At 46.9% G+C, this 23,708-nt stretch carries 15 protein-coding genes; 14 read left to right on the top strand and 1 reads right to left on the bottom strand.

Features of this window, described 5'->3' with window-relative positions:
* Positions 1–258 (top strand): ATP-binding protein (locus BT112_RS19670; RefSeq protein ID WP_175545831.1); only part of this gene is annotated, 258 nt, incomplete at its 5' end.
* 2 nt (positions 259–260) lie between these two features.
* Here BT112_RS19670 and BT112_RS19665 read toward each other — a convergent pair.
* Positions 261–1,130, bottom strand: coding sequence for an AraC family transcriptional regulator (locus BT112_RS19665; RefSeq protein WP_072319176.1), 870 nt, complete (start codon positions 1,128–1,130; stop codon positions 261–263).
* Positions 1,131–1,716: 586 nt separating this feature from the next.
* Between BT112_RS19665 and BT112_RS19660 the strand changes: the two genes are divergently transcribed.
* The 13 genes from BT112_RS19660 (at position 1,717) to BT112_RS19595 (ending at position 23,686) form a co-directional block, all read left to right on the top strand.
* A complete protein-coding gene (locus BT112_RS19660) occupies positions 1,717–4,095 on the top strand; it encodes a glycoside hydrolase family 127 protein (protein WP_072319178.1) in 2,379 nt (792 codons plus the stop codon).
* 220 nt (positions 4,096–4,315) lie between these two features.
* Positions 4,316–5,623 (top strand): Gfo/Idh/MocA family protein, encoded by a 1,308-nt coding sequence (locus tag BT112_RS19655; protein ID WP_072319175.1) that lies wholly within the window; start codon positions 4,316–4,318, stop codon positions 5,621–5,623.
* Positions 5,624–5,662: 39 nt separating this feature from the next.
* Positions 5,663–6,313 carry a GDSL-type esterase/lipase family protein gene (locus BT112_RS19650; protein WP_072319174.1) on the top strand — a complete coding sequence of 217 codons (651 nt, stop codon included), beginning with the start codon at positions 5,663–5,665 and terminating at the stop codon, positions 6,311–6,313.
* A gap of 471 nt (positions 6,314–6,784) precedes the next feature.
* Positions 6,785–8,212, top strand: coding sequence for a glycoside hydrolase family 125 protein (locus BT112_RS19640; protein WP_072319172.1), 1,428 nt, complete (start codon positions 6,785–6,787; stop codon positions 8,210–8,212).
* A gap of 30 nt (positions 8,213–8,242) precedes the next feature.
* The gene (locus BT112_RS19635) at positions 8,243–10,435 is read left to right on the top strand and encodes a GH92 family glycosyl hydrolase (RefSeq protein WP_072319171.1); all 2,193 of its coding nucleotides are present in this window, start codon (positions 8,243–8,245) and stop codon (positions 10,433–10,435) included.
* Positions 10,436–10,567: 132 nt separating this feature from the next.
* A complete protein-coding gene (locus BT112_RS19630; RefSeq protein WP_072319170.1) occupies positions 10,568–11,173 on the top strand; it encodes an RNA polymerase sigma factor in 606 nt (201 codons plus the stop codon).
* A 126-nt stretch (positions 11,174–11,299) separates the two neighbouring features.
* Positions 11,300–13,426: a beta-L-arabinofuranosidase domain-containing protein gene (locus BT112_RS19625; protein WP_072319169.1), complete on the top strand. Its 2,127-nt coding sequence runs from the start codon at positions 11,300–11,302 to the stop codon at positions 13,424–13,426.
* A gap of 137 nt (positions 13,427–13,563) precedes the next feature.
* Positions 13,564–14,589: a FecR family protein gene (locus BT112_RS19620; RefSeq protein ID WP_072319168.1), complete on the top strand. Its 1,026-nt coding sequence runs from the start codon at positions 13,564–13,566 to the stop codon at positions 14,587–14,589.
* Between the two features lie 142 nt (positions 14,590–14,731).
* Positions 14,732–18,172 carry a SusC/RagA family TonB-linked outer membrane protein gene (locus BT112_RS19615; protein WP_245777076.1) on the top strand — a complete coding sequence of 1,147 codons (3,441 nt, stop codon included), beginning with the start codon at positions 14,732–14,734 and terminating at the stop codon, positions 18,170–18,172.
* Between the two features lie 18 nt (positions 18,173–18,190).
* Complete coding sequence (locus BT112_RS19610; protein WP_072319167.1) at positions 18,191–20,071, top strand: RagB/SusD family nutrient uptake outer membrane protein; 1,881 nt, start codon at positions 18,191–18,193, stop codon at positions 20,069–20,071.
* Positions 20,072–20,081: 10 nt separating this feature from the next.
* On the top strand, positions 20,082–20,783 hold the full coding sequence (locus tag BT112_RS19605) for a DUF3823 domain-containing protein (RefSeq protein WP_072319166.1): 702 nt from the start codon (positions 20,082–20,084) through the stop codon (positions 20,781–20,783).
* 142 nt (positions 20,784–20,925) lie between these two features.
* Positions 20,926–21,993, top strand: a complete 1,068-nt coding sequence (locus BT112_RS19600; protein ID WP_072319165.1) for a cellulase family glycosylhydrolase — start codon at positions 20,926–20,928, stop codon at positions 21,991–21,993.
* Between the two features lie 4 nt (positions 21,994–21,997).
* Positions 21,998–23,686, top strand: a complete 1,689-nt coding sequence (locus tag BT112_RS19595; RefSeq protein ID WP_072319164.1) for an arylsulfatase — start codon at positions 21,998–22,000, stop codon at positions 23,684–23,686.
* The last annotated feature ends 22 nt before the right edge of the window (positions 23,687–23,708 follow it).

Here is a 23,708-nt window from a genome sequence, read left to right as displayed (position 1 = left end):
CAGGATGTACTGATCCTTGACGATTTTGGATTAAAAGGCTTAGATCATATCAATAGGCAAACGTTGATGGAAATTATCGAAGACAGGCACGGAAAACGCTCCACCATTATGGCTTCCCAGCTTCCTATAGAGGCCTGGCATCAAACCATCGGGGAACAGACTATTGCGGACGCTATTTTAGATCGCCTGGTACATACCGCACACCGGATTAATATTAAGGGAGAATCTATGCGGAAAAAACTAAGAAATAAAAGCTAACTTTACACCAAGAATGAATCGATTTTAAACACTTCATTTACACTGCTCACTTTTATCCGTTTTAGGTGGCTCACTTTGTCCGTTCTTTCCATTTTAAGACGTTTATGCATATAAAACTCATACATAGGAACTTTAAAAAAACGCTTGAAGATCCTGCGGAGTTTTTCCCTGTTAATCCCGAATTTCTTCGCGATCCTATCGGTAGAAGGGAGATCTTCATCCAGGTGTCCTTCGATATAATCTATGATTTCCCGGATTTTTTCCTTTTCACTATCCGGAGAATAATTGGCGGGAGATATTATCTCGTCGCGCTTTTCATAAATTTTTCCGGGCGGTGTCCGCTGTACGATAAATTCTTCTATAAAATAAGGTTTGAAATTCCTGGCCGTATATTCGGTCGGATATTCCTGTTCGGAGCGTATCCGGAAATGACAATATGCCGGATACCCGGTATGATTTTTGATATAAAATGTAAGTCCTGCAGCGAAAGGAAATATGTTGTTTTGTATCATATATTTCCGGGTGATCTCCCAGGTGTGTACAGAGGAGGAAGTGAGTAGCTTTTCGAAAGAGAGTCCGGGAAGATCGGCCTGCTCGATCTGAAGGAGACGGAGGGCCATATCATTGGCAGTGGTAATTCCGTAATCCTGATCCAACACGAATTCCAATCTTGTTAAAAAGCAGGGAGCTTCGTTAAGTCCGTGTTCCGTAAGGAAACTTTCCGCCTGGCCGGCAGCAGAATGAAAATACATCGCAATGTCGTTATAAGCTACGGAGCGGTTAGGGTACCCCATGCCATAAGAGAGGTCACAGGAGACCCTTTCGTCGATAAGGTAAGAAATACATTCTATGTGTTTGTCAGTTGGATGCATAGGGTAGATGTTAAGGGGTGGTTGTTCAGAGCATACATTTGTTCCCGGGTTAAACCAAATATCAAACCTGTAAGTTCAAAGGAAAGTGTAGGGCTAACCGGTAGGTTTTTGTCATAGATAAAAGATTAAATGAAATTCTGTATCATCCTGTTTAATGAAAAAGAAGTCCTGTTAAGGAATTCTTTTACTGCACATTTCCCGATCTTCATATTGTTAATACGGTATCTAAACGTTTTTCTAATCCTTGTAAATGTAAAAGTTATTCTTAGCGGGAGCTTATCTGAGAGGGATTTAAACTTATCCGGGAGGGATTTTTTCTGCGTTAATGCAGCTGGTATCTCATATTTAAAAATTTTCCAGGTGCGATAATTCCGGTTTTCGGAACAAAGTAAAATAATAGAGGGAGGTCCCGGCCGTGTATGGTTCACCTTATATTGTTAATGATACGTTTCGGATCGAATTTGTTCGAATCGAACTATTGTACTTAAAATTATAAATGTTTTTTGTACATTTAAAAAATATATGTTTCGTTATATCCGAAGGAACAGAAGTGCAAACTTTTTTCCGGAATACAAAAAAACAGATTATGAGATTCAAAAATTACCTGCCGGTTTTGATATGGGTTCTGCTGTCTTCGTGGAGCGGGGCACAATCACTCGAAAGTTTTGCCTTGTCGGAAGTAGAGCTTCTTCCCGGGCCTTTTTACCGTGCACAGCAAACAGATATGAAGTACATCCTTGAAATGGATACAGACCGGTTGTTGGCTCCTTTCCTGATCGATGCCGGACTGGAACCTCGTGCCGAACGGTATGGCAATTGGGAACATACGGGACTGGACGGTCATATCGGGGGACATTACCTGTCCGCCCTGGCCATGATGTACGCGGCTACCGGTCGTGCAGAACTCCGGGACCGGCTGGAGTATATGCTCGGTGAACTGAAACGTTGCCAGGAGGCAAACGGTGACGGGTATATCGGAGGCATTCCGGGGGGACACGACATGTGGAAAGAAATCGCTGCAGGGCATATCGAAGCTGCAGGTTTTTCCCTCAACGGAAAATGGGTTCCGCTCTACAACATTCACAAGTTGTTCGCGGGCTTGCGTGACGCCTTTCAGATCGCAGGAATTCCTGAAGCAAAGGAGCTGCTGGAAGAGCTTTCTTCCTGGCTTGCCGATACGGTTTCCGGGCTTTCCGATGCTCAGATACAACAAATGCTCATCAGTGAGCACGGGGGAATGAATGAAGTTCTTGCCGATGTCTATGCGATGACAGGCGATAAAAAATACCTGCTCCTCGCCGAAAAGTTTTCCCATCAGCAAATACTGCAGCTATTGCTTGAACAGCGGGATGAACTCACCGGACTTCATGCCAATACACAAATTCCGAAAGTTATAGGTTTTGAACGTATTGCAGGACTCAAAGAAGATAAGGAATGGGAAGAGGCCTCCCGGTTTTTCTGGAAGAACGTCGTAGAAGAGCGCAGTGTATCCATAGGAGGAAACAGCGTGCGCGAACATTTTCATCCCGTACAGGATTTTTCTGCCATGCTGGAATCTACCCAGGGACCGGAAACCTGCAATACCTACAATATGTTACGGCTTACGAAAATGCTGTTTCTCTCCCGTCCGGACAGTAAGTACATCGATTACTTCGAAAGGGCTCTGTTCAACCATATCCTTTCCTCCCAGCATCCCGATGGCGGATTTGTTTATTTTACCCCGATGCGTCCCCGCCACTACCGGGTGTATTCGCAACCTCAGGAGGGTTTCTGGTGTTGTGTAGGCTCGGGACTGGAGAATCACGGAAAATACGGCTCGCTGATCTATGCACATGATCAAACCGATGTGTATGTCAACCTCTTTATAGCTTCCGGACTCCACTGGAAAGAAAAAGGGCTGCGACTCGTGCAGGAGACCACTTTTCCGGAAGAAGAACAGACGCGGATTACCATACATCCGGAGAATCCCTCCCGTTTTAAAATCCATATCCGTAAACCGGGTTGGGCCGATCGGGGCGTATTCCGTGTAGCGGTAAACGGAAAACCCCAACGTACATCGGTTTCCGAATCCGGATATATAACGGTAGAACGCAAATGGAAGAAAGGAGATCAGCTCACCGTGAGTCTCCCGATGCACACCTCGGCTTCATATCTTTCGGCAGCGGGTACGGGAACTTCCCGATGGATTTCTTTTGTTCATGGCCCTATAGTACTTGCAGCTGTTACGGATACGACAGAACTCAGCGGATTGTTGGCAGACGACAGTAGAATGGGACACGTAGCCAACGGTAGACTTTATCCTATGGACGAAGCGCCTATGATCGTATCAGAAGCCGGGGAAGATCCTTCCGAGAACATAAAGCCGGTCGCCGGAAACCCGATGACCTTCACGGCTCCGGAGCTTATCTACCCCGAAAAATATAAAAAACTGCAACTGGTACCTTTTTATACCATACACGATGCCAGGTATATGATATACTGGCCTGTAACCCCTGAAAACGAACTCAAAGACAAACTCACCGCGATCCGGGAGAAAGAAGAAAAGTTCCTTGCACTGGAAGCGAGGACTACCGACCAGGTCGCCACAGGAGAGCAGCAACCCGAAACGGAACACCATTTTAAGGGAGAAAAGACAGATACCGGTCTTCATGACGGGCATTTCTGGAGAGATGCCGCAGGTTGGTTCAGTTATGAACTGAATCACGGAGAGAAAACAGGGAAGACGTTACGCATTACCTACGCGGGTAAAGACAAGGACCGTAACTTCAGTATTTTTGTCAATAACCGTTTGCTGGCACAGGTGCGACAAGACGGAACGCACGGAGACGACTTTTATGAAAAAGACTACGATATTCCCGAGGATATACTCAGGGATACGGAAACTCCTGAAATAGAAGTAAAGTTTTCCGCGCTCAATGGTACACGTACCGGAAGGATCTACCACGTCCGGTTAATGACAGAATAATATCCCGCAATCGCCAAAGGTACCTTTCCGAAAGTAAAGTGCAATTTCGGGAAGTGAACATTGTTCAATATTGTCATTTTTACTATATTGTTCCCGTGTAATTGTGGATTATGCAATTTCAGTATATGATTATTACGCTTTATATATGGTTTTCCTTCTGTAACAAAAAATAGAAAGGGGGTTCTAAGGAAAACGCCCCCGATACATTAAACCAATCTGTATGAAAAACACCAGGAGAGATTTTATCAGAGCATCTGCTGCATTTACTGCCGCGGTAGGCATAGGAAGTACGATGCCATCTGCATTTTCTATGATAACGGATAAACCTAAGAAAAAAATCAGAGTCGGAGCTATAGGAATTAACGGTATGGGCTGGGCCGATCTCAATGCCTTACTCAACCACCCGGATGTGGAATGTACGGCATTGTGTGATGTGGACAAGAATGTGTTGGACAGACGTACCCAAGAACTTGCCAAAAGAGGCATACAAGTTAAAGGTTACGGAGATTATAAAGACCTTCTTGCCGCCAAAGATGTGGATGCGGTGGTTATAGGCACACCAGACCACTGGCATTGCCTGCAAATGATCGATGCCTGTAAGGCGGGAAAAGATGTCTATGTAGAAAAGCCGCTGGGAAATTCTATTGCCGAATGCGAGGCTATGGTCCGGGCTGCAAAGAAATACGATCGTGTGGTACAGGTAGGGCAATGGCAGCGTAGCCAGAAACACTTCAGGGATGCGGTCGACTTTGTGCATTCCGGGAAGCTCGGGGAAATACGTCTTGTTAAAGCCTGGGCATATCAGGGCTGGATGAAGAGTATTCCGGTAAAACCCGATGGTCCCGTACCACAGGGAGTAGATTACAAAGGTTGGCTTGGACCCGCGGAGACACGTCCTTTTAACCCCAATCGTTTTCACTTCGAATTCCGTTGGTTCTGGGACTACGCGGGCGGACTGATGACCGATTGGGGTGTACATATGCTCGATTATGCGTTGCTCGGAATGAAAGCCACCAGGCCAAAATCTGTCATGGCATCCGGAGGAAAATTCGCATACCCTAACGATGCTGCGGAAACCCCGGATACCCTGACCACCGTATTTGAATTTGACGATTTTAATGTGCAGTGGGAACACGCCAACGGTATTGACGGAGGACCTTATGGCAGAAACCATGGTGTAGCCTATATCGGAAATAAAGGAACACTGGTCGTCAACCGGGAAGGCTGGGAAGTGATCCCGGAAAAAGGACGAATGGAAGCCGTTCCTTTTCAGAGCAAGGTCGATGACGGACTGGCTCTTCATGCAGTGAACTTTGTGGAAGCAATCCAGAAAAAAGATAAATCATTGCTCCATTGTCCCATTGAAGCCGGTGCCCATATTACCGTTTTTTCCCAGATGGGGAATATCGCATATCGTACTGGTAAAAAGATCTATTGGGACGATGCGAAAAAGCGTTTTAATGACCGCGAAGCCGATCAGCTGATTACCGCCGCATATCACAACGGATACGCCATTCCGGAAGTATAAATAAAAAAACAGGAATAGTAGTATTAAAAAAAAATAGTCATGAAGTACATCGCCCTGTTTGTATGCCTCTTTTCCGGGCTGTTGTTTTCCCAGGATGCCCGTCGGTTTGAGACCGATATAGAAGCCTTTCGGAGACAGGCCGATACCCTGGACAGCAATAGCTATGACGCCCTGATCGTGGGAAGTTCTTCCGTGAGAATGTGGACGGATATAAACCGTTATTTTCCCGGTAATGATTTTCTCAATCGCGGGTTCGGAGGATCACAGATGAGCGATGTACTTTATTATGCCGACGATCTTATTTTTGATATTCCTGCAAAAAAACTGTTTCTGTACGAAGGAGATAATGATATTGCCTCGGGGAAAAGTGTAGGGAAGGTACGGCGCGACTTCAAAAAATTACTGCGTGAAATACACCGGCGAATTCCCGGTACCGAGGTATATCTTATTTCGGTGAAGCCTTCACTCGATCAGGAACGTATGGACCGGAAGAAGAAATACCTTGCCTTTAATCGCTGGCTGGAGCGCTATTGCAGGAAAAAAGAACAATTTCATTTTATAAATGTCTGGCCCCATATGCTCTCGGAAAACGATGAGCCCCGTCCCGAACTCTTCATCGCAGACGGAATACACATGACTGACGCAGGCTATGATATCTGGGCCGAACAAATTGCTCCCTTTCTGGAATAAGAACAGAAAACCCGATTTTCCCATAACGATACTCACATATTTTTAACCGGCAATGTGCATTCCGATATATGACGGAATAATACATGAACTGATGTATGGTGGTCAACACCGGAATCAGATGGCGATTGCTCCGGGAGAACTCCTCTTTTATGATAAAAATTCCCATGGTATAGGAATAACAACCGGTCGGAAATAAACGAAAATCCGCTTAAAACATTATCTTTGGCATAATTGTCCCCGACAGATTGCGTGGTTCGAAACAGGAAGGTATATTTTTTGAGAAAACAATACATATAGCTTGCTAAATCGTTTTACCCGGGTATATTCGGCCCTCCGGTAGTATAGAAGCCGGATTGTGGTATGCAGAGGTTAATGAGGTCAGGACAAGGAATACTGTGGTAACGGGGGGAAAAGTTTTTCGGGAAAAAAGAAAAGTAATTCCAATTCATCAATAAACACTATAAACTAAAAATGCAAAGAAGAAATTTTATCCGGAATACGGCGCTTGTGGGAGGCCTGGCATTGGTAGACCCCTTTCATCTGGCTGCCGGAACGTTAAACAAGGGACAATTTCCCGAAGTAAGGACGCCGAAGGGTAAGCGGCACTTTGAGAGCAAAGCCATTGAGAAAGCTATAAAAGAGTTCGGAAAAAATGTAAAGGACGAAGAGCTGACATGGCTGTTCAATAACTGTTTTCCCAATACGCTCGATACCACGGTGACCTATACCGAAAAAGACGGGAAACCCGATACGTATGTCATTACGGGAGATATCGACGCGATGTGGCTTCGGGACAGTTCGGCCCAGGTATGGCCTTATATGGCATTTGTGGATAAAGATGATAAACTGAAAAAACTGATAGCCGGGGTTATCAACCGGCAGACACAATACATCCTCAAGGACCCTTATGCGAATGCTTTTTATGATGATCCGCAGAAAAAGGGAGAATGGACAAGCGATTTTACCGATATGAAGCCGGGGGTTCACGAACGGAAATATGAAATAGATTCGCTCTGTTATCCCATCAGACTCGGGTATAATTATTGGAAAACCACCGGAGATACCGCTCCGTTTGACGACCAGTGGAAAAAAGCGGTCGGAGAGATCCTCAAAGTCTTCCGGGACCAGCAGCAAAAAGATGGCCCCGGTCCGTACTCGTTCCAGAGAGAAACGGCCAATGCCACCGACACCAGATCACTCAAAGGTTTCGGATATCCCGTAAAACCCGTAGGTCTGATATGTTCCGCTTTCCGTCCGAGTGATGATGCTACCGTATTCTCTTTCCTGATACCGTCCAACTTTTTTGCCGTAGTAAGTCTGAAACAGGCTGCGGAAATGGTGGAAGCACTTGCCGGAGACCTGGCTCTTGCGACAGAATTGAAAGCACTTGCCGGGGAAGTGGAAAAGGCACTGAAACAATACGCTGTGGTCAATCATCCGCAACATGGAGATATTTATGCTTTTGAAGTGGATGGTTACGGAAATCACCTGCTTATGGATGATGCCAATGTTCCCAGCCTTCTGGCATTGCCTTATCTGGATGCCGTAGATATCGATGATCCTATATACCAGAATACAAGAAAGTTTGTGTGGTCACCGGATAACCCTTTCTTCTTTAAAGGAAAAGCGGCCGAAGGTATCGGAGGGCCCCATATCGGAATGGATATGGTCTGGCCGATGTCTATTATTATGCGTGCCCTTACCAGTACTGACGGAAAGGAAATCAGGGAGTGTATTGCCATGCTTAAGGCTACGCACGGAGATACCGGGTTTATGCATGAGTCGTTCCATAAGGATGATCCCAAAAACTTTACGAGATCGTGGTTTGCCTGGACGAATACCCTGTTCGGAGAACTCCTCTGGGATACGTACAAGAAACAACCCGGGTTACTCGGTTAAACCGAAATACACCAATCAAAAGCCACCACAATGAAAATCTTACTGAAAAGCTGGATAATCCTGTCATGTGTAGCACTTTTGTGCTGGAATTGTAAAGACAAGGAAGACACACAGGAAAATATCCCGGATCTTAAGAGCGATGCCGCGCTTACTTCTTACGTAAACCCGTTTATCGGCACGGCACCGCTTACCGATCCGGAACAGATCGGCTATACACCACCGGAGAACTGGAGGGTATGGGCAGGACTTGTTTACCCGGGCTCCTCCCTTCCTAATGCCATGGTACAGTTGAGCCCCGTGACCCGGTACGGTAGCGGTGCGGGATATGAGTACGAAGACGACGAAATTATAGGATTTGCTCATACCAATAAAGGACACTGGAATCTTTGCAATATACCCGTACTACCTGTTTCCGGAAAAGCAACCCATCCGTTCCGGTCTTCTTTCGATCACCAGGAAGAAAAAGCGTCCCCGGCCTATTATGAGGTGCTTCTCAAGGATTACGGAGTGCATGTGCGACTGAGTTCAACCCTGCGGTGCGGAATTCACGAATATACCTTTAAAGATACTACAGGCCGTAAGGTGCTCTTCGATCTTGGCAGTGCCAATAACCGCGTTTCCGACTGGAAGTTAACACGTATCGGCGACAACAGGATCGAAGGATTTCAGCAAATAGGTCAGGAGAACATTTATTTTTCGGCCCGGTTCGATACGCCGGTCGAAAATATCGAAAAGAAGGATGAAGGAAAAAGTGGCGGGTATGCCCTGGTCAAACTGAAAGACGGCACAGAACCTGTAATATTGAGAATAGGACTCTCTTTTGTGAGTACGATAAACGCCGATGAAAACCTGGAAAAGGAAATCGGGGGCCGCGATCTGGATGAGGTCCATGAGAAGGGAGCCGGTATCTGGGAAAAACTTCTAACAGCCATTCGCGTTTCCGGTGGGACGGAAAGGGAGAAGGAACTGTTTTATACCTCGTTGTACCGCGCTTTTTTATGGCCCGCCCTTCGCAGTGACAACAACGGGGAATTCACCGATGAAGCAGGGACCCGCCGAAAAGAGGAGTTTAACTATTATACCATCCCATCCCTATGGGATACCTATCGCAACAAACTGGTGTTACTGACAATGTTGTCCCCTGAAGTTACCGGCGATGTTATAGCATCCCTTATCGACCGGGGTCAGGTAAGCGGCTTTATGCCTACTTTTTTTCACGGCGATCACGCAGCTCCTTTTGTGACCGGCGCTTATCTTCGGGGTATCAGAAACTTCGATATCGCCAATGCGTATAAGTTATTGCTGAATAATGCCTATAAAGAAGGAGGTACAAGACCTTTTATCTCCGAATATATCCGGAAAGGATATATTTCCGATCCGGCTGTGGCAGATCCGCATGTAGAGAGTAAGGGAAAGGCCGGGGTTTCGAAAACCCTGGAATACGCTTATGATGATTATGCACTCGCTCAGCTGGCGAAAGAAATGGAAGACACCGATCGTTACAAGGACCTTTTCAAGAGATCCGGGAACTATGCGAATGTTTTTGATCCTACGGTGAATTTTATGCGGGGAAGACTCGAAAACGGACAGTGGATTACACCATTTAATCCGCAATATCCCTATTATGAGTATATGTTCAGGGAAGCCAATGCGTGGCAGGTTTCATTCTATGTGCCGCACGATATGCCGGGACTGGTTGAACGCTACGGAGGGGAGGAAAATTTCGAACACAAGCTGGACAGCCTCTTTACGACGCCATGGAACCCGCAATATATCGCGAGAAACGTCTCCGGGTTTATCGGACAGTACTGCCACGGCAACCAGCCCGATCACGAAGCACCGTTTGCCTATTATTTTGCAGACAAACCCTACAAGTCTCAAAAAGTGATCGATAATATCCTGGAAAATTATTACGGAGTCGGAGAAGATGGCCTCGCCCTGGTAGGAATGGACGATGCCGGAGAAATGTCTTCCTGGTACGTCTTTGCCGCGATGGGAATATATCCCTTATCTCCAGCCGATCCGGAATACCTGGTCACGGTACCTGTTTTTGATCGTGTGGAGCTACAAGTCAAAGGAGGGCAGAAGGTATCCCTGACAAAGACCTCGGAAGGTAGAAAATTGCGGGGAATACGAGTTAACGGAAAAATAATAAACTCTTTTTTCGTTCCCCATGAGCTGTTCATACAAGGAGGGCGCATAGAAATACAAACGGCCGAATAGAATGGTGGTTGTGTATTTTGTGAATTTTTGAAGTGTTAAAAGACGAAATTGCGAAAAAAACAAATAAAATTTTGTTAAAACAGTAATTGTTGCTAAGTTTATACCCATAGATAAACGTATAGCACTGCCCCGGTGAACAGTACCAAAGAGCATATTATAAGCGAATCACTGCTAAAAGGTTTTAGCAAAGGAGACCGTAAAGCCTTCAAAACCATATTCGATATTATGGAGCGAAGGCTCTACGGTTTTGTTTTTTCTTATACGAAATCCGAATATATAGCAGAAGAGATTGTTCAGGAAGTATTTATCAGAATCTGGGAGCGAAGAGCAGACATCGGGCTGAAGGGGTCGTTCAGCGCCCTGTTGTACACCATGGCAAAGAACCTTACGCTGAACTATCTCAGAAATGCTTCACAAAGAGCAGTGATCCGGGATGAACTCTGGAATAATATGTCCGAACTTCGGGAAGAAACCGAATCGGAGGTGATTTTTGCGGAATACAGGGACATTCTCGATAATATTATAGATCATCTGCCCCAGAAAAAACGTTCCATTTATATCATGTCCAGAGAAGAAGGGCGAAGCAATGCCGAAATAGCCGATATTATGGGAATATCCCAGAAAACGGTGAAGAACCATCTCTGGAAGATCATAGAAACCATCAGGGTACAGCTACAACCCCATCTTGAAAATACGATCAAGTTGCTCTTGCTTTTTTCCGCTTTTTGTTTTCTTTAAGTTTTGTCTTTGCGTGTTTAATGCTGCTCGGATAATCCGGCGACAACCCTTTCAGACTGCAAAAACAAAACCTTTTGGGACTTTTAGGGCTTTGAAGTGTGTTGTTAGGAGGAAAACATATACTTCATGAAAAAATTAATGACCTGCCTCGGGATCCTATCCCTGTTGTACTGTTCTTGTAAGGACAACCCGGAACCACAACAAGATAATGAGGAAGCGCATATAAGCGAGGCAAATTATCTTCAGAACAGAGCCCCCTTACGCGAAAATCCTTACCTCGAACTTCCCCTCGGAAGCATACGTGCAGAAGGATGGCTGAAAGAGCAGTTGCGGCGTATGGCCGATGGTCTGACGGGGAAAATGGATTCGGTTTACCCCGAAGTCGCTGGACAGAGAAACGGTTGGCTCGGGGGAGATGGCGATGGCTGGGAAAGAGGTCCTTACTGGATAGACGGTTTGCTGCCACTGGCTTATATACTCGATGATGACAGCCTGAAGAAAAAAGTAGAACCCTGGATAACATGGACCTTGGAACATCAGTCCGAAGATGGTTATCTCGGTCCTGTGCCCTTTGATAAAGAACCCGAACCGGAACCCGGTCTGCAAAAGGGAGCACGACGGGACTGGTGGCCGAAAATGATCATGCTCAAAATACTCAAGCAGCATTATGAAGCTACCGGAGACAAAAGGGTTATCACCGCACTGACCCGTTATTTCAGATATCAGCAAAAAGAATTGCCGGAAACTCCTCTCGATTTTTTATCGTTCTGGGGGAACCGGAGGGGGGGAGATAATCTGCAGGTCGTATACTGGTTATACAATATTACCGGGGACAAGTTCCTGCTGGAACTGGCAGATCTTATTCACGAACAGACATTTCCGTGGACTACTGTATTCCTCAACCAGGTCAAAGATGATGACCCCGGATATCCCTGGTCTTACGGGAGTACCAAAAGATATCCTTTTGACACCCTGGAAATTGCAAAGATCACACTGTCCCGCCACGGAGGGATACACACGGTAAACCTTGCACAGGGAATAAAAGAACCCGTTATACGGTACCAGCAACAGCCGGACGATAAATATCTCTATGCCGTAAAGAAAGCACTTCGCGATGTCAGGCGCTTTCACGGTCAACCACAGGGAATGTATGGAGGGGATGAACCCCTGCACGGAAATAACCCTGTCAGAGGCATAGAGTTCTGTTCGGTATCCGAGATGATGTTTTCCCTGGAGAGTATGATACGGATTACCGGTGATATGGAGTTTGCCGATCTCCTTGAAAAGATCACATACAATGCCCTCCCTGTACAGGCTTCGGACGATTATATGACAAAACAATATTTTCAGGCGGCCAATCAGGTAGAAATCAGCGACCGGCTTGATGCCGCATTCGAAACCCATAATCATCACTTTACGGATTTTGTATATGGTACGCTTACCGGGTACACCTGCTGTTTAACCAATATGCATCAGTCCTGGCCCAAGTTTGTACAAAACCTGTTTTACGGAACACGGGACGGAGGTGTTGCAGCACTGCAATATGCCCCCGGCCGGGTAAAGCTGAAGGTCGCGGACGGCGCAGAACTCCGCCTCGAAGAACGTACCGCTTACCCCTTCCGGGATATGGTGAACTTTAAAATGACCTTGTCCGAAACGGTTGCCTTTCCCTTTCATCTGCGTGTCCCGGGATGGACGGAGCATCCGGAAATACGGGTAAACGGTAAAAGAGTTGACGTCCGGATCGAAGATAACATCGCCGTGATCCGGAGAACCTGGAATTCCGGAGATGAGGTTACCCTCCGGTTGCCCATGAAAATAAAAACATCCCGGTGGTTCGAATTTGCTACGGCTGTAGAACGCGGCCCCCTCGTTTATGCCCTGAAAATACCACATACCGAAAAGCGAAAAGACCGCGGGGATTTTTATGGCGAATTCCGGGAATTCTATCCGGCTTCGGAATGGAAGTACGGTTTGCCCGAACAGACTGTGCGCAACCCGGAAGAAAAAATCCGGGTGGTGGAAAACGATTGGAACCAGGAGTATCCCTGGAACCTCGATAATGTTCCCGTAGAACTCCGCTTAGAGGGTGTAAAAGCAGAAGAATGGAAAGAAATCAGGGGAGTACCTGTTATGCCGGGCTACTGGAACAAGTTGAAAAGTAAGGAAGAACTGGAGGATATCATTCTTGTTCCTTATGGTTGTACGACGTTGAGAATAACGGAATTCCCTACGTATAATATTGCTGAATAAAAGTATTCCGGTACCCGGGAAATAAAAAATACAAAACAGGTTGGGACTTTCGGGTAAGTTAGGTGTGATGTATATATTGATGGTGTCAGGAGAAGAGGGCATCGGGACCTAAAACCCCCATGAAATTATCAGAATAGATGAATAGGGAGCAGGAAATAGAACAATTATTTAAGGCATTCAGGGAAAATACCATTGGTGAAGAGGATTATCACCGGCTGATGAACTGGATGAAAGAGCACGGTTCTGAAGAAAAAGTCAGGTCCTGGATGGACGAGCATTGGGAAGTGTTAAAAAAAAACGAGGACCCCGCGAAAAATGACCGCGAACTTCGCTTTAACCGGATGATAGAAAAAGCAGATAAAAAACACCGGATTCGCAGACCTGAAAAAAGTAAAATCAAACCGTGGTATTATCAGGCAGCTGCGGTACTCGCAGTATTGCTGTCGGTCTCATGGATATGGTATGGCACGGACCGTGAAGAGGTACCCCGTCCCTTTATCTTGATCAGCAAGCACATCGCTCCCGGTGAAAAAGCGACGATAACCCTTCCGGATGGCACGGTAGTCCGGTTGAATTCCGATTCCGAACTGGTTTTCCCCGATCGCTTTTCAGGTAATACAAGAACGGTAGTCCTCAAAGGAGAAGCTTTTTTTGAAGTGACCAAAGATAAAGAACATCCTTTCCTGGTAAAAACCGGGGAGCTCACCACACAGGTATTGGGAACCTCCTTTAACGTAAAGGCTTACCGGGAAGAGGTGGAGGTTTCTGTAGCCACCGGGTTGGTGGAAGTACGTAAGGGAGCCGGCGATCATCAACGGGAGGAAAAGAACCATGTCTTGCTGCACCCCAGCCAGCAAGCCATATATCGTAAAGGAGGTCCGGGTTTTACTACAAGAAAAGTAGATCTGGACAGCATAGGGGTGTGGAAGGAAGGTATTCTTTCTTTCAGGCAGACCCCTCTGGATGAAGCTGCCGGAATGCTCGAACGCTGGTATGGTGTCAAAGTTGTACTCAAGAATCCCGAGCTCAAAGCATGTGTCATTACGGGTGATCATAAGAACCAGGGATTGGCAAGCGTATTACACAGCTTTAAATACACCCTTGGTATCTCTTATGAGATTAAAGACGGGATAGTAACTATAAACGGAAAAAAATGTTCCTGATAAAAAATCTTGTGTATGGATAAAACCGAGAAATAATCACAGTTAAAAACCAAAAAAATCGGCCCTCTTACCACTGTTAGCGCAATTGATAGAAGGCCGGAAACCAAACAAAACCGAAGTTTCATTTAATCTTCACAAAATTATGAAAAATAATCTTGCTAAGGCTTGTATTACCATGACTTTACGCACCATTCTACTGAGCATCTGGACATTTTCCGGACTGGCTTTTGCCTCAAAAGCTACTTCGCAAAGCATCCGCGACGTCTATATTGATGTTGTGGCAAAGGACTTATCGGTTGGAGAGCTTCTGAAGACTATAGAACAGAAGACCGATTTTGTCTTTTTTTATGAAGAAGGATTGGTGAATAATATAAAGGAGAGGATTACGCTCGATGCCCGGAATCGAAGTGTGGCAGAAATCCTGAAGCGCATTTCCAAAGGAGCCCATATTTCCTTTCTGCAAAAAAATAATACCATAGCGGTCAAAAAGACCAGGATGCCCGTTCCGGTAAAAAAGCCGGAAGAAAAACCACAGGAAAAGACGGTAACGGGGGCGGTTATAGATAATCAGGGAGCCCCCTTGCCGGGCGTCAATATCCTGATAAAAGGGAAACCGAAAGGAACAACCACCGATTTCGACGGAAATTACGAATTGAAAGTCACCGAAGAGGATGTGCTGACCTTTTCGTATGTCGGATTTATCTCCCAGGAGGTTTCGGTAGCCGGGAAATCCCGTATCGATGTAACGATGCAGGAAGATTCGCAGCAACTTGATGAAGTCGTCATCACCGGGTATTCCTCTCAGGAGAAAAAATCGCTCACGGGTGCCATTTCTACCATAACCAGTGAGGAGATGGAAAATGTGCACGGAGGGGCTACGGTGAGTTCCGGTCTGGCCGGAAAAATTCCGGGAGTGACGTTTCGTATGGCTGACGGACGTCCCGGAGCCAGTGCAGCAGTACAGATCCGTAATATGGGAACGCCGCTATTTATTATAGATGGCGTACCGCAGGATGAAGGACAATTTAATAATCTCGCCCCGAATGATATCGAAAGCCTTACGGTTTTGAAAGATGCATCTGCGGCTATTTACGGGGTACGGGCCGCAAACGGAGTGGTTGTGGTAACGACCAAAAAAGGTAAAAAAGGTTCCCGGAATACCGTGAGTATCAACGCTTACACCGGATGGCAGAGCTGGTCTCGTTTTCCCGAACCTGTAAATGATTCCTACCAATGGATGCGGCTCAAGGCCGAAGCCGATGTCAATCAGTTCGGACAGACCAACATCACTCCCGAGGAACTTGAAAAATACAGGTTAGGCACGGAATACGGATATCAATCTTTTAATTGGAAGGATTTTATCATTAAGAAAAATGCACCGCTGACCAATCTTAATGTCAATGCTTCCGGAGGCTCCGAAAAGATCAATTACTACCTTTCGGCTACCAGGTTAAAGCAGGAGGCCGTTCTGGGAGATGAGTTTACCTTTGAGCGGACCAACATTCAGAGTAACGTAGACGCCAGTATTTCCGATCGTCTAAGGGTCGGGGTACAGATCAACGGGCGTATCGAGGTACGTGATAACCCCGGCATTCCTTACGAAGATGATTATTGGTTACCCCGTTTTGCTATTCTTCGCAACAGGCCTTTCGAACGGCCATACGCCAATGATAACCCGGATTATCTCAATGATATAGGGCATAATGAGACAAATTGGGCATTGCACAACAAAAAAACAGGAGGATATGCCCTGGATACCTGGAGGGTTATCCAGAGTAATTTTACCGGGGAATATGATATTCCGTTTGTAGACGGACTGACGCTAAAAGGGATGTACTCCTATTACTTTGCAGACCGTGTGCTGGACGGCCACGAATATACGTACGATGCTTATACCTATTATCCCGAGACCGACACTTACGAAGTCACCGGGGGAAGTACCAACCCGTGGCGTGAGCGCGCCAATGAAAAGGTAATTCGCCAGCTTTATCAGGGGCAGTTGCACTATAAAAATTCGTTCGGAGATCACAATATAGAATCCTTTTTTGTTATCGAACGTAAGGAAGATCGGTATATCCGGCAGTGGGTACATGCCGTACCGGATAACAACGACCTTCCCCTGATCTATTTTAAAGATATGGACACCTTTGATGACAGTGATAACGAAGAAGCCCGTATAGGCTATGTCGGAAGGATAAGTTATAATTACAAAAACAGGTACTACCTGGAGCTCTCGGGTAGACGCGATGCTTCCTGGATGTTTGCTCCCGGAAAACGGACGGGCTTTTTCCCTTCTATTTCCGGAGGATGGCGCATTACGGACGAAGCCTTTATGCAGAAGTTTCTCGGTGAAAACACAGTGCTTAACGATTTGAAATTCAGGGCTTCTTATGGAGTTCTCGGAGATGATAACAGGGATGTTACAGGCCTCGGTGCCTATGATTACCTCAGCGGATACAATTATAATGTTTCCCAGGTCATCCTCGACGGCAATGTCGTGGTAGGATCCCGTAACCGCGGTGTCCCGATCACAAATTTCAGCTGGTTTAAAAGCAAGATCACCAACATTGGGGCAGATTTTTACCTGTTCGACAGTAAACTCAGCGGATCTCTGGAATATTTCTATCGTAAACGTACCGGACTCCGGGGAAGAAAATACGATATCCTTATTCCGAGTGAAGTCGGGTACGGACTTCCCGATGAAAACGTAAACAGTGATGCCCGTTACGGTATTGAAGGTGCCCTGGCCTATTCCGGAAATTTCGGAGAACTTACCTTTACCGTCAGCGGTAATGCTTCGGTATCCAGGAGTAAATTTCTGGACAGTTACAAACCCCGTTACGCGAATTCCTGGCAGGAGTACCGGAACCGTCCGGAAGGACGTTACGACAATATTTTCTGGGGATTGACAGCCGTCGGGCAGTTCAAAACCCAGGAGGAAATCGACAATTACCCGGTTAATATAGACGGACAGGGAAATTCAACCCTGTTACCCGGCGATATTATATACAAGGATTTCAACGGTGACGGATATATAGACGGCTATGATGAAAGACCCATAGGATACACCTCTTTCAATCCCAATATCAATTTCGGCTTTAGTTTGCGAATGGCTTACAAAGGATTTGACCTGACTGCAGATTTTTCCGGAGCCTCCGGATATTCCTGGAACCAGGAGCACGAAACCCGTGTGCCGTATCAGAATGAAGGGGCACTAAACAGCATCTTTCTCGATCGCTGGCACCGTGCAGACCCCTTTGATGCGCAAAGCGAATGGATACCCGGGAAGTATCCGGCCCTGCGATATAATCACGGAGGACACAGTAGTTACCGGAATTCCACCTTCTGGCTGCATAACGTAACGTATATCAGGGCAAGGACACTCGAAGTGGGATATTCCCTTCCGAAAGTATTTCTCGACAAATTCGGAATTCAGAAAATGCGTTTTTATGTAAATGGATATAACCTGTTCTCCATCGATAATCTTTCCAAGTTTGGTGTTGACCCGGAAATTGCGGATACCAACGGGTTACAATATCCGCCGAATAAGTTTGTCAACTTAGGTGTAAACATTTCACTATAACACAAAAGCAATACTACGATGAAAAGATATATATATACCTTTATACTATTGACCTTCTGGCTTGGCAGTTGTAATGATGATGATTTCCTCACCCGGGAACCCACCCAGATCATTCCTTCCGATAAAGCCTATAACAGTCCGGAACTGACCCTCTCGATCCTTGCGGATCTGTACAATCGCTACAATGATTTCGGAACTGTGGAGAACTGGCAATCCCTTTCCGGGTTCAACCTGGCTTTCTGGTCGGATAGCGGGAGCTACGGAGCTTTCCAGAACAACAGCTGGGGTTACGGCGATTGGAGAACATGGGATTACGGTTACATCCGCGACCTCAACATATTTATAGAAGGAGTTACGGCTTCAGAAGGCCTGGACGAAGCCTATAAGACCCGGTTTATTGCCGAAGCTCGTTTTTTAAGGGCATCGTATTATTTCACGCTGGTTAAGCGTATGGGAGGCGTACCCTTGATCCTGGAACCCATGGAATACGACTATAGTGGTGATCCCGCTTACCTGCAGCATGCCAGGGAAACCGAAGCGGCTATATATGATTTTGTGATCTCCGAGGCAGAAGAGATCATGGAGATGCTACCCAATGATGCCAATTCCAAATCGAGAGCCAGTACGGGTGCTGCCCTGGCTATGCAATGCCGTGCCGCCTTGTATGCCGGGTCTATAGCCCGGTACGGAGCTACAACTCCCCAGGTATCGCTTCCGGGAGGAGAAGTAGGTATCCCGGCAGAACGGGATGAGGAATACTATACCAAAGCATTGAATGCTGCCCGGCAACTTATAAACGGGGAGGCCGGAGCGTATGCACTATATGAGAAAAAACCCGATCTGGCGGAAAATTTCGCGAGCATATTTTACGATAAAGCCAGCAATCCGGAAGTCATTTTTGTAGAAGATTACAAACTGCAGACCGGAAAAAGGCACGGATTCACGATTTCCAATCAGCCCCGGTACGGTGCAGAGGAAGAAGAAGGCGGACGTATCAATCCCTCGTTGAATCTCGTACAGGCTTTTGAGACCCTTGAAGGGGAACTGGCACCCTTGCCCAATACGGATGATTCCGGAAATTATATAGCCTATGATGAGGTTACGGACATATTTGCCAATCGCGATGCCCGGTTGCAGGGCACGGTTATCGTACCGGGATCTTCGTTTAAAGGCAGAACCGTAGATATCTTCGCAGGCCTGCAAATGCCCGACGGATCGGTGATCAGCGGTGATGCCCGCGGACAGAGTAAAGTCGTAGACGGCACATCCATGCAGGTCGTGGGATTTGACGGCCCCATAGACGGATTGGAACACGTGGCACAATCCGGGTTTTACATCCGGAAATACCAGGACCCTAAAGACGGCTCCGGGCAGCGGGGTGTGATGAGCGACGTATGGTTCGTAAGGTATCGCTTTGCAGAAGTCCTGCTGAATGCCGCAGAAGCCGCTTTTGAACTCGGACAACCCGATCTGGCTGCGGAATATATGAATGAAGTGCGGGAACGTGCGGGAATTACCGTACCCCTTACTCCCGGAGATATCACATTTGACAGGATAGCGCATGAGCGTTACGTGGAACTCGCTTTCGAAGGACTTTACTTCTTTGATCTCAAACGCTGGAGGATCGCTCATCTCGTGATGGACGGTACCGAAATTACATCCTCAGGTATTACACAGGATATCGGAAGTGCTACCAAGAGACAGACACAACCCTATGGTATGTGGCCCTATAAGATTTACAATCCGGGGAATGCAGATCACGGAAAGTATATTTATAAGATCATAAGGCCTACACGTGTAACGGCTTCCGACCGTTTCCGGTTTGGCAATTATTATTCCGAGATCGAGCAGAGTGTACTCAACAACAATCCGAAACTTGTAAAAAATCCTAACCACTAAACCCGTAATCATGAAAACATTTCACATCAAGTATATACTGTTTTATCTTGGAATGGCCATCGCACCGGTATCCTGTGGTATAGACAATTTTGATGAGCCGGACACCTCATTCAGCGGCCGTATAGTTTACGAAGAGCAGCCGGTTCAGGTAAGACACGGCGAGGTGCGGTTTCAGCTATGGCAACCCGGTTTCGGAAATCCCGGGCCGATAGAAGTTCCGGTAAACCAGGATGGATCGTTCAGTACCTTGCTGTTCAAAGGCGAATACAAACTCGTATTTGTTAATAATGCAGGGCCTTTCAGAACGGAAATTGTCAATGAAGCACAAAGAGATACCATCTATGTCAATCTGGATGGGAAAAAAACACTCGATGTGAGTGTTATCCCCTATTTCACGGTCGAGAACGCACAGTTTTCCCTATCCGGAAATACCGTTAATGCCGGGTGTAACATCAGACAGGTGGTCAACGGGGAAGAAAGCAGGCAGGTCGAACGTGTCACCCTTTACCTGAACAGCACGGCATTTGTCTCGGACAATGATCTCGAAAACTATGCCCGCGCAGATGCGGATATCCAGGACCCATCGGTCATTACGGTCTCGGCCGATATTCCGGAAGATAACACGAGATCGTATGTCTTTGCGAGGATCGGTGTAAAGATCAGTGGAGTGGAAAGTCTTATTTTCTCTCCGGTGCAAAAACTGGAACTCTGAGTGCTGAGTTCCGTAGACGACGATGTTGCCGGAGATTATGGGACTCCAAGTGTCAATGACATTCCAACATATAAAATGATAGTACAACCTGAGATGAAGACGTTTTAAGCGGATTCATTTTCATAAAGCCAAAAAAGAATATATGAAAAAAGTATACGGAGTAGCTCTGGCAATGTGTATGGGACTGATATTTACAGTTAAGGCTCAGCAACAAGGCGAAAGATGGACTGTGGAAAAAGCCTGGGCATGGTATAACGATCATGCATGGATCAATGGCGCCAACTTCATACCCAGTACGGCGATCAACCAGTTGGAGATGTGGCAGGAAGATACGTTTGATCCGGAAACTATAGACCGGGAGCTCGGATATGCTGCCGGGATAGGGATGAATACGATGCGGGTCTACCTGCACAGTCTTGCATATAAGACCGATCCGGAAGGGTTTAAGAAGCGGGTCGATCAATATCTCGGACTGGCAGACAAAAACGGTATCCGTACCATGTTTGTTATTTTTGACGATGTATGGCACAAAATACCGGAAGCAGGAAAACAACCCGCACCGAAAACAGGAACCCATAATTCCGGATGGGTCCAGGACCCCGGGGACCCCGCTTCGAAGCAGGAAAAGAATTTTCCCGCACTTGAAAACTATGTCAAAGATATTGTCGGGACCTTTAAAGATGACGACAGGATATTGCTTTGGGATCTGTACAACGAACCAGGGAATGAAGGAAAAGGAAATGCGACCATGCCTTTGCTCAGGCGTGTTTTTGAGTGGGCGCGATCTGCAGGCCCGTCCCAGCCCCTGTCTGCCGGACTTTGGTCCTGGGGACTTACCGATCTCGGTGCTTTTCAGGCCCTGAATTCCGATATTATTACCTATCATAATTACGGGGACCCGGACGATCACAGGAGCGTCCTGGAGTTGTTAAAAAGCCACGGGCGCCCGATGATCTGCACCGAGTATATGGCGCGGACACGGAACAGCAGATTTTCGAATATCATGCCCATGCTGAAAGAAGAAAACGTCGGGGCGATCAACTGGGGGCTGGTCAACGGGAAGACAAATACCATTTACGCATGGAATACACCTATTGACAGCGGGGAAGAACCCGTAGAGTGGTTCCACGATGTCTTTCGTAAAGATGGTACACCTTACCGGGAAGACGAGGCAGCACTGATCAAAAAACTCAATGAAGTAAAAAAATAATACCATGCGTTTCCCGTTATTTCCGGTACTACTCGTAGTTGTTGTTCTTGTTACGGCTTGTAAGCATAAGAAGGAAACCAGGCAAGAAGCTGGCACAGAAGATCGTCGTCCCAATATCGTGCTCATTATGGCCGATGACCTCGGGTTTTCCGACCTGGGATGTTACGGGGGAGAGATCGAGACGCCCAATATCAATTGGCTGGCGGAAAACGGAGTGCGTTTTGCGGAGTTTTACAATACCTCCAGGTGTTGTCCTACGAGAGCTTCCCTGTTGACGGGGCTTTATAATCATCAGGCGGGAATAGGACACATGACGACCGATGAAAACCGCGAAGGGTATATCGGCCGCCTTTCGGACCATGCTGTAACCCTGGCCGAAGTGTTAAAACCGGCAGGATATCAGACCGGGATGTCAGGGAAGTGGCATGTGTCCAATACTATCGAGCAGGAGACCCCGGAAGCACAGATGAGATGGCTGAGCCACCAGGAAGAACATCCGTTGTTTTCGCCGGTTGAGCAGTATCCTACGAACAGGGGATTCGATAAGTATTTTGGAAATATATGGGGTGTCGTCAATTTTTTTGATCCTTTCAGCCTGGTCAATGGTACGGAGCCTATAAAAACAGTACCGGAAAACTACTATCATACCGATGCTATCAACGATACGGCATCGGCCTATATCCGCGAATTCAGTCGGGAGGAAAAACCGTTTTTTCTCTATGTAGCTCATACGGCCCCCCACTGGCCGCTACACGCCTTTCCGGAAGATATTGCAAAATATGAAGACGTGTACAAAGCGGGTTGGGATACGATACGGCAACGGCGATATGAAAGACTGATAGCGACTGGGATTATAGACAGAGAGCGTTACCCGCTTCCACCGAGGTGGAAGAACGATCTGAAGTGGGAGGATAACCCGGATGCGGAATGGGATGCCCGGGCCATGGCCGTACATGCCGCCATGATCGACCGTATGGACCGTGGAATAGGACGTATTCTTGAAACACTCCGGGAAACCGGAGAGATAGACCGCACCCTGATCGTATTTCTGAGCGATAACGGGGCGAGTCCGGAAAACAGTATGCGTTACGGTCCGGGATTCGACAGGCCGGGAAGCACCAGGAAAGGCGAGAAGATTGTTTATGCCGTCGATAAAAAAGTGCTGCCGGGACCCGAAACCACTTTCGGATCTATAGGAACGCGCTGGGCCAATGTATCCAATACGCCGTTCAGCTATTGGAAATCCGAATCTTTCGAAGGAGGTATACACACGCCGATGATAGCGTTCTGGCCCGAAGGAATACGTATGGAAAAAGGAGGGATTGCCCGGGAGTCCGGACATGTTATGGATTTTATGGCCACTTTCGCAGATGTGGCCGGAGCTGCGTATCCGGAAACCTACAATGGTCGCGACATCCACCCGTTACAGGGCAGAAGTTTAAAGCCCGTTTTAGAAGGAAAAAAAGCAACAGGACATCCGGCTTTATTCAACGAACACGAAGGGGGACGAATGGTTCGAACCAAAAAGTGGAAGCTCGTGGCTCCTGATGCCAAAAGCTCCTGGGAGCTTTACAATATGGACACCGATCGTACGGAAACCAAGGATGTGGCTTCTGCCAGACCGGAGGTCGTAAAACGCCTGGATAGCTTATGGACAGACTGGGCCAGGCAAAACCACGTGATGCGAGAATGATTTCCCGGACGAGTTCGTCAGG

The sequence above is a fragment of the Sinomicrobium oceani genome, from assembly GCF_900119185.1.
GTDB lineage: Bacteria > Bacteroidota > Bacteroidia > Flavobacteriales > Flavobacteriaceae > Sinomicrobium > Sinomicrobium oceani.
The sequence above is the reverse complement of the archived record's forward strand: the minus strand, read 5'-3'. Positions and strand labels throughout refer to the sequence as shown.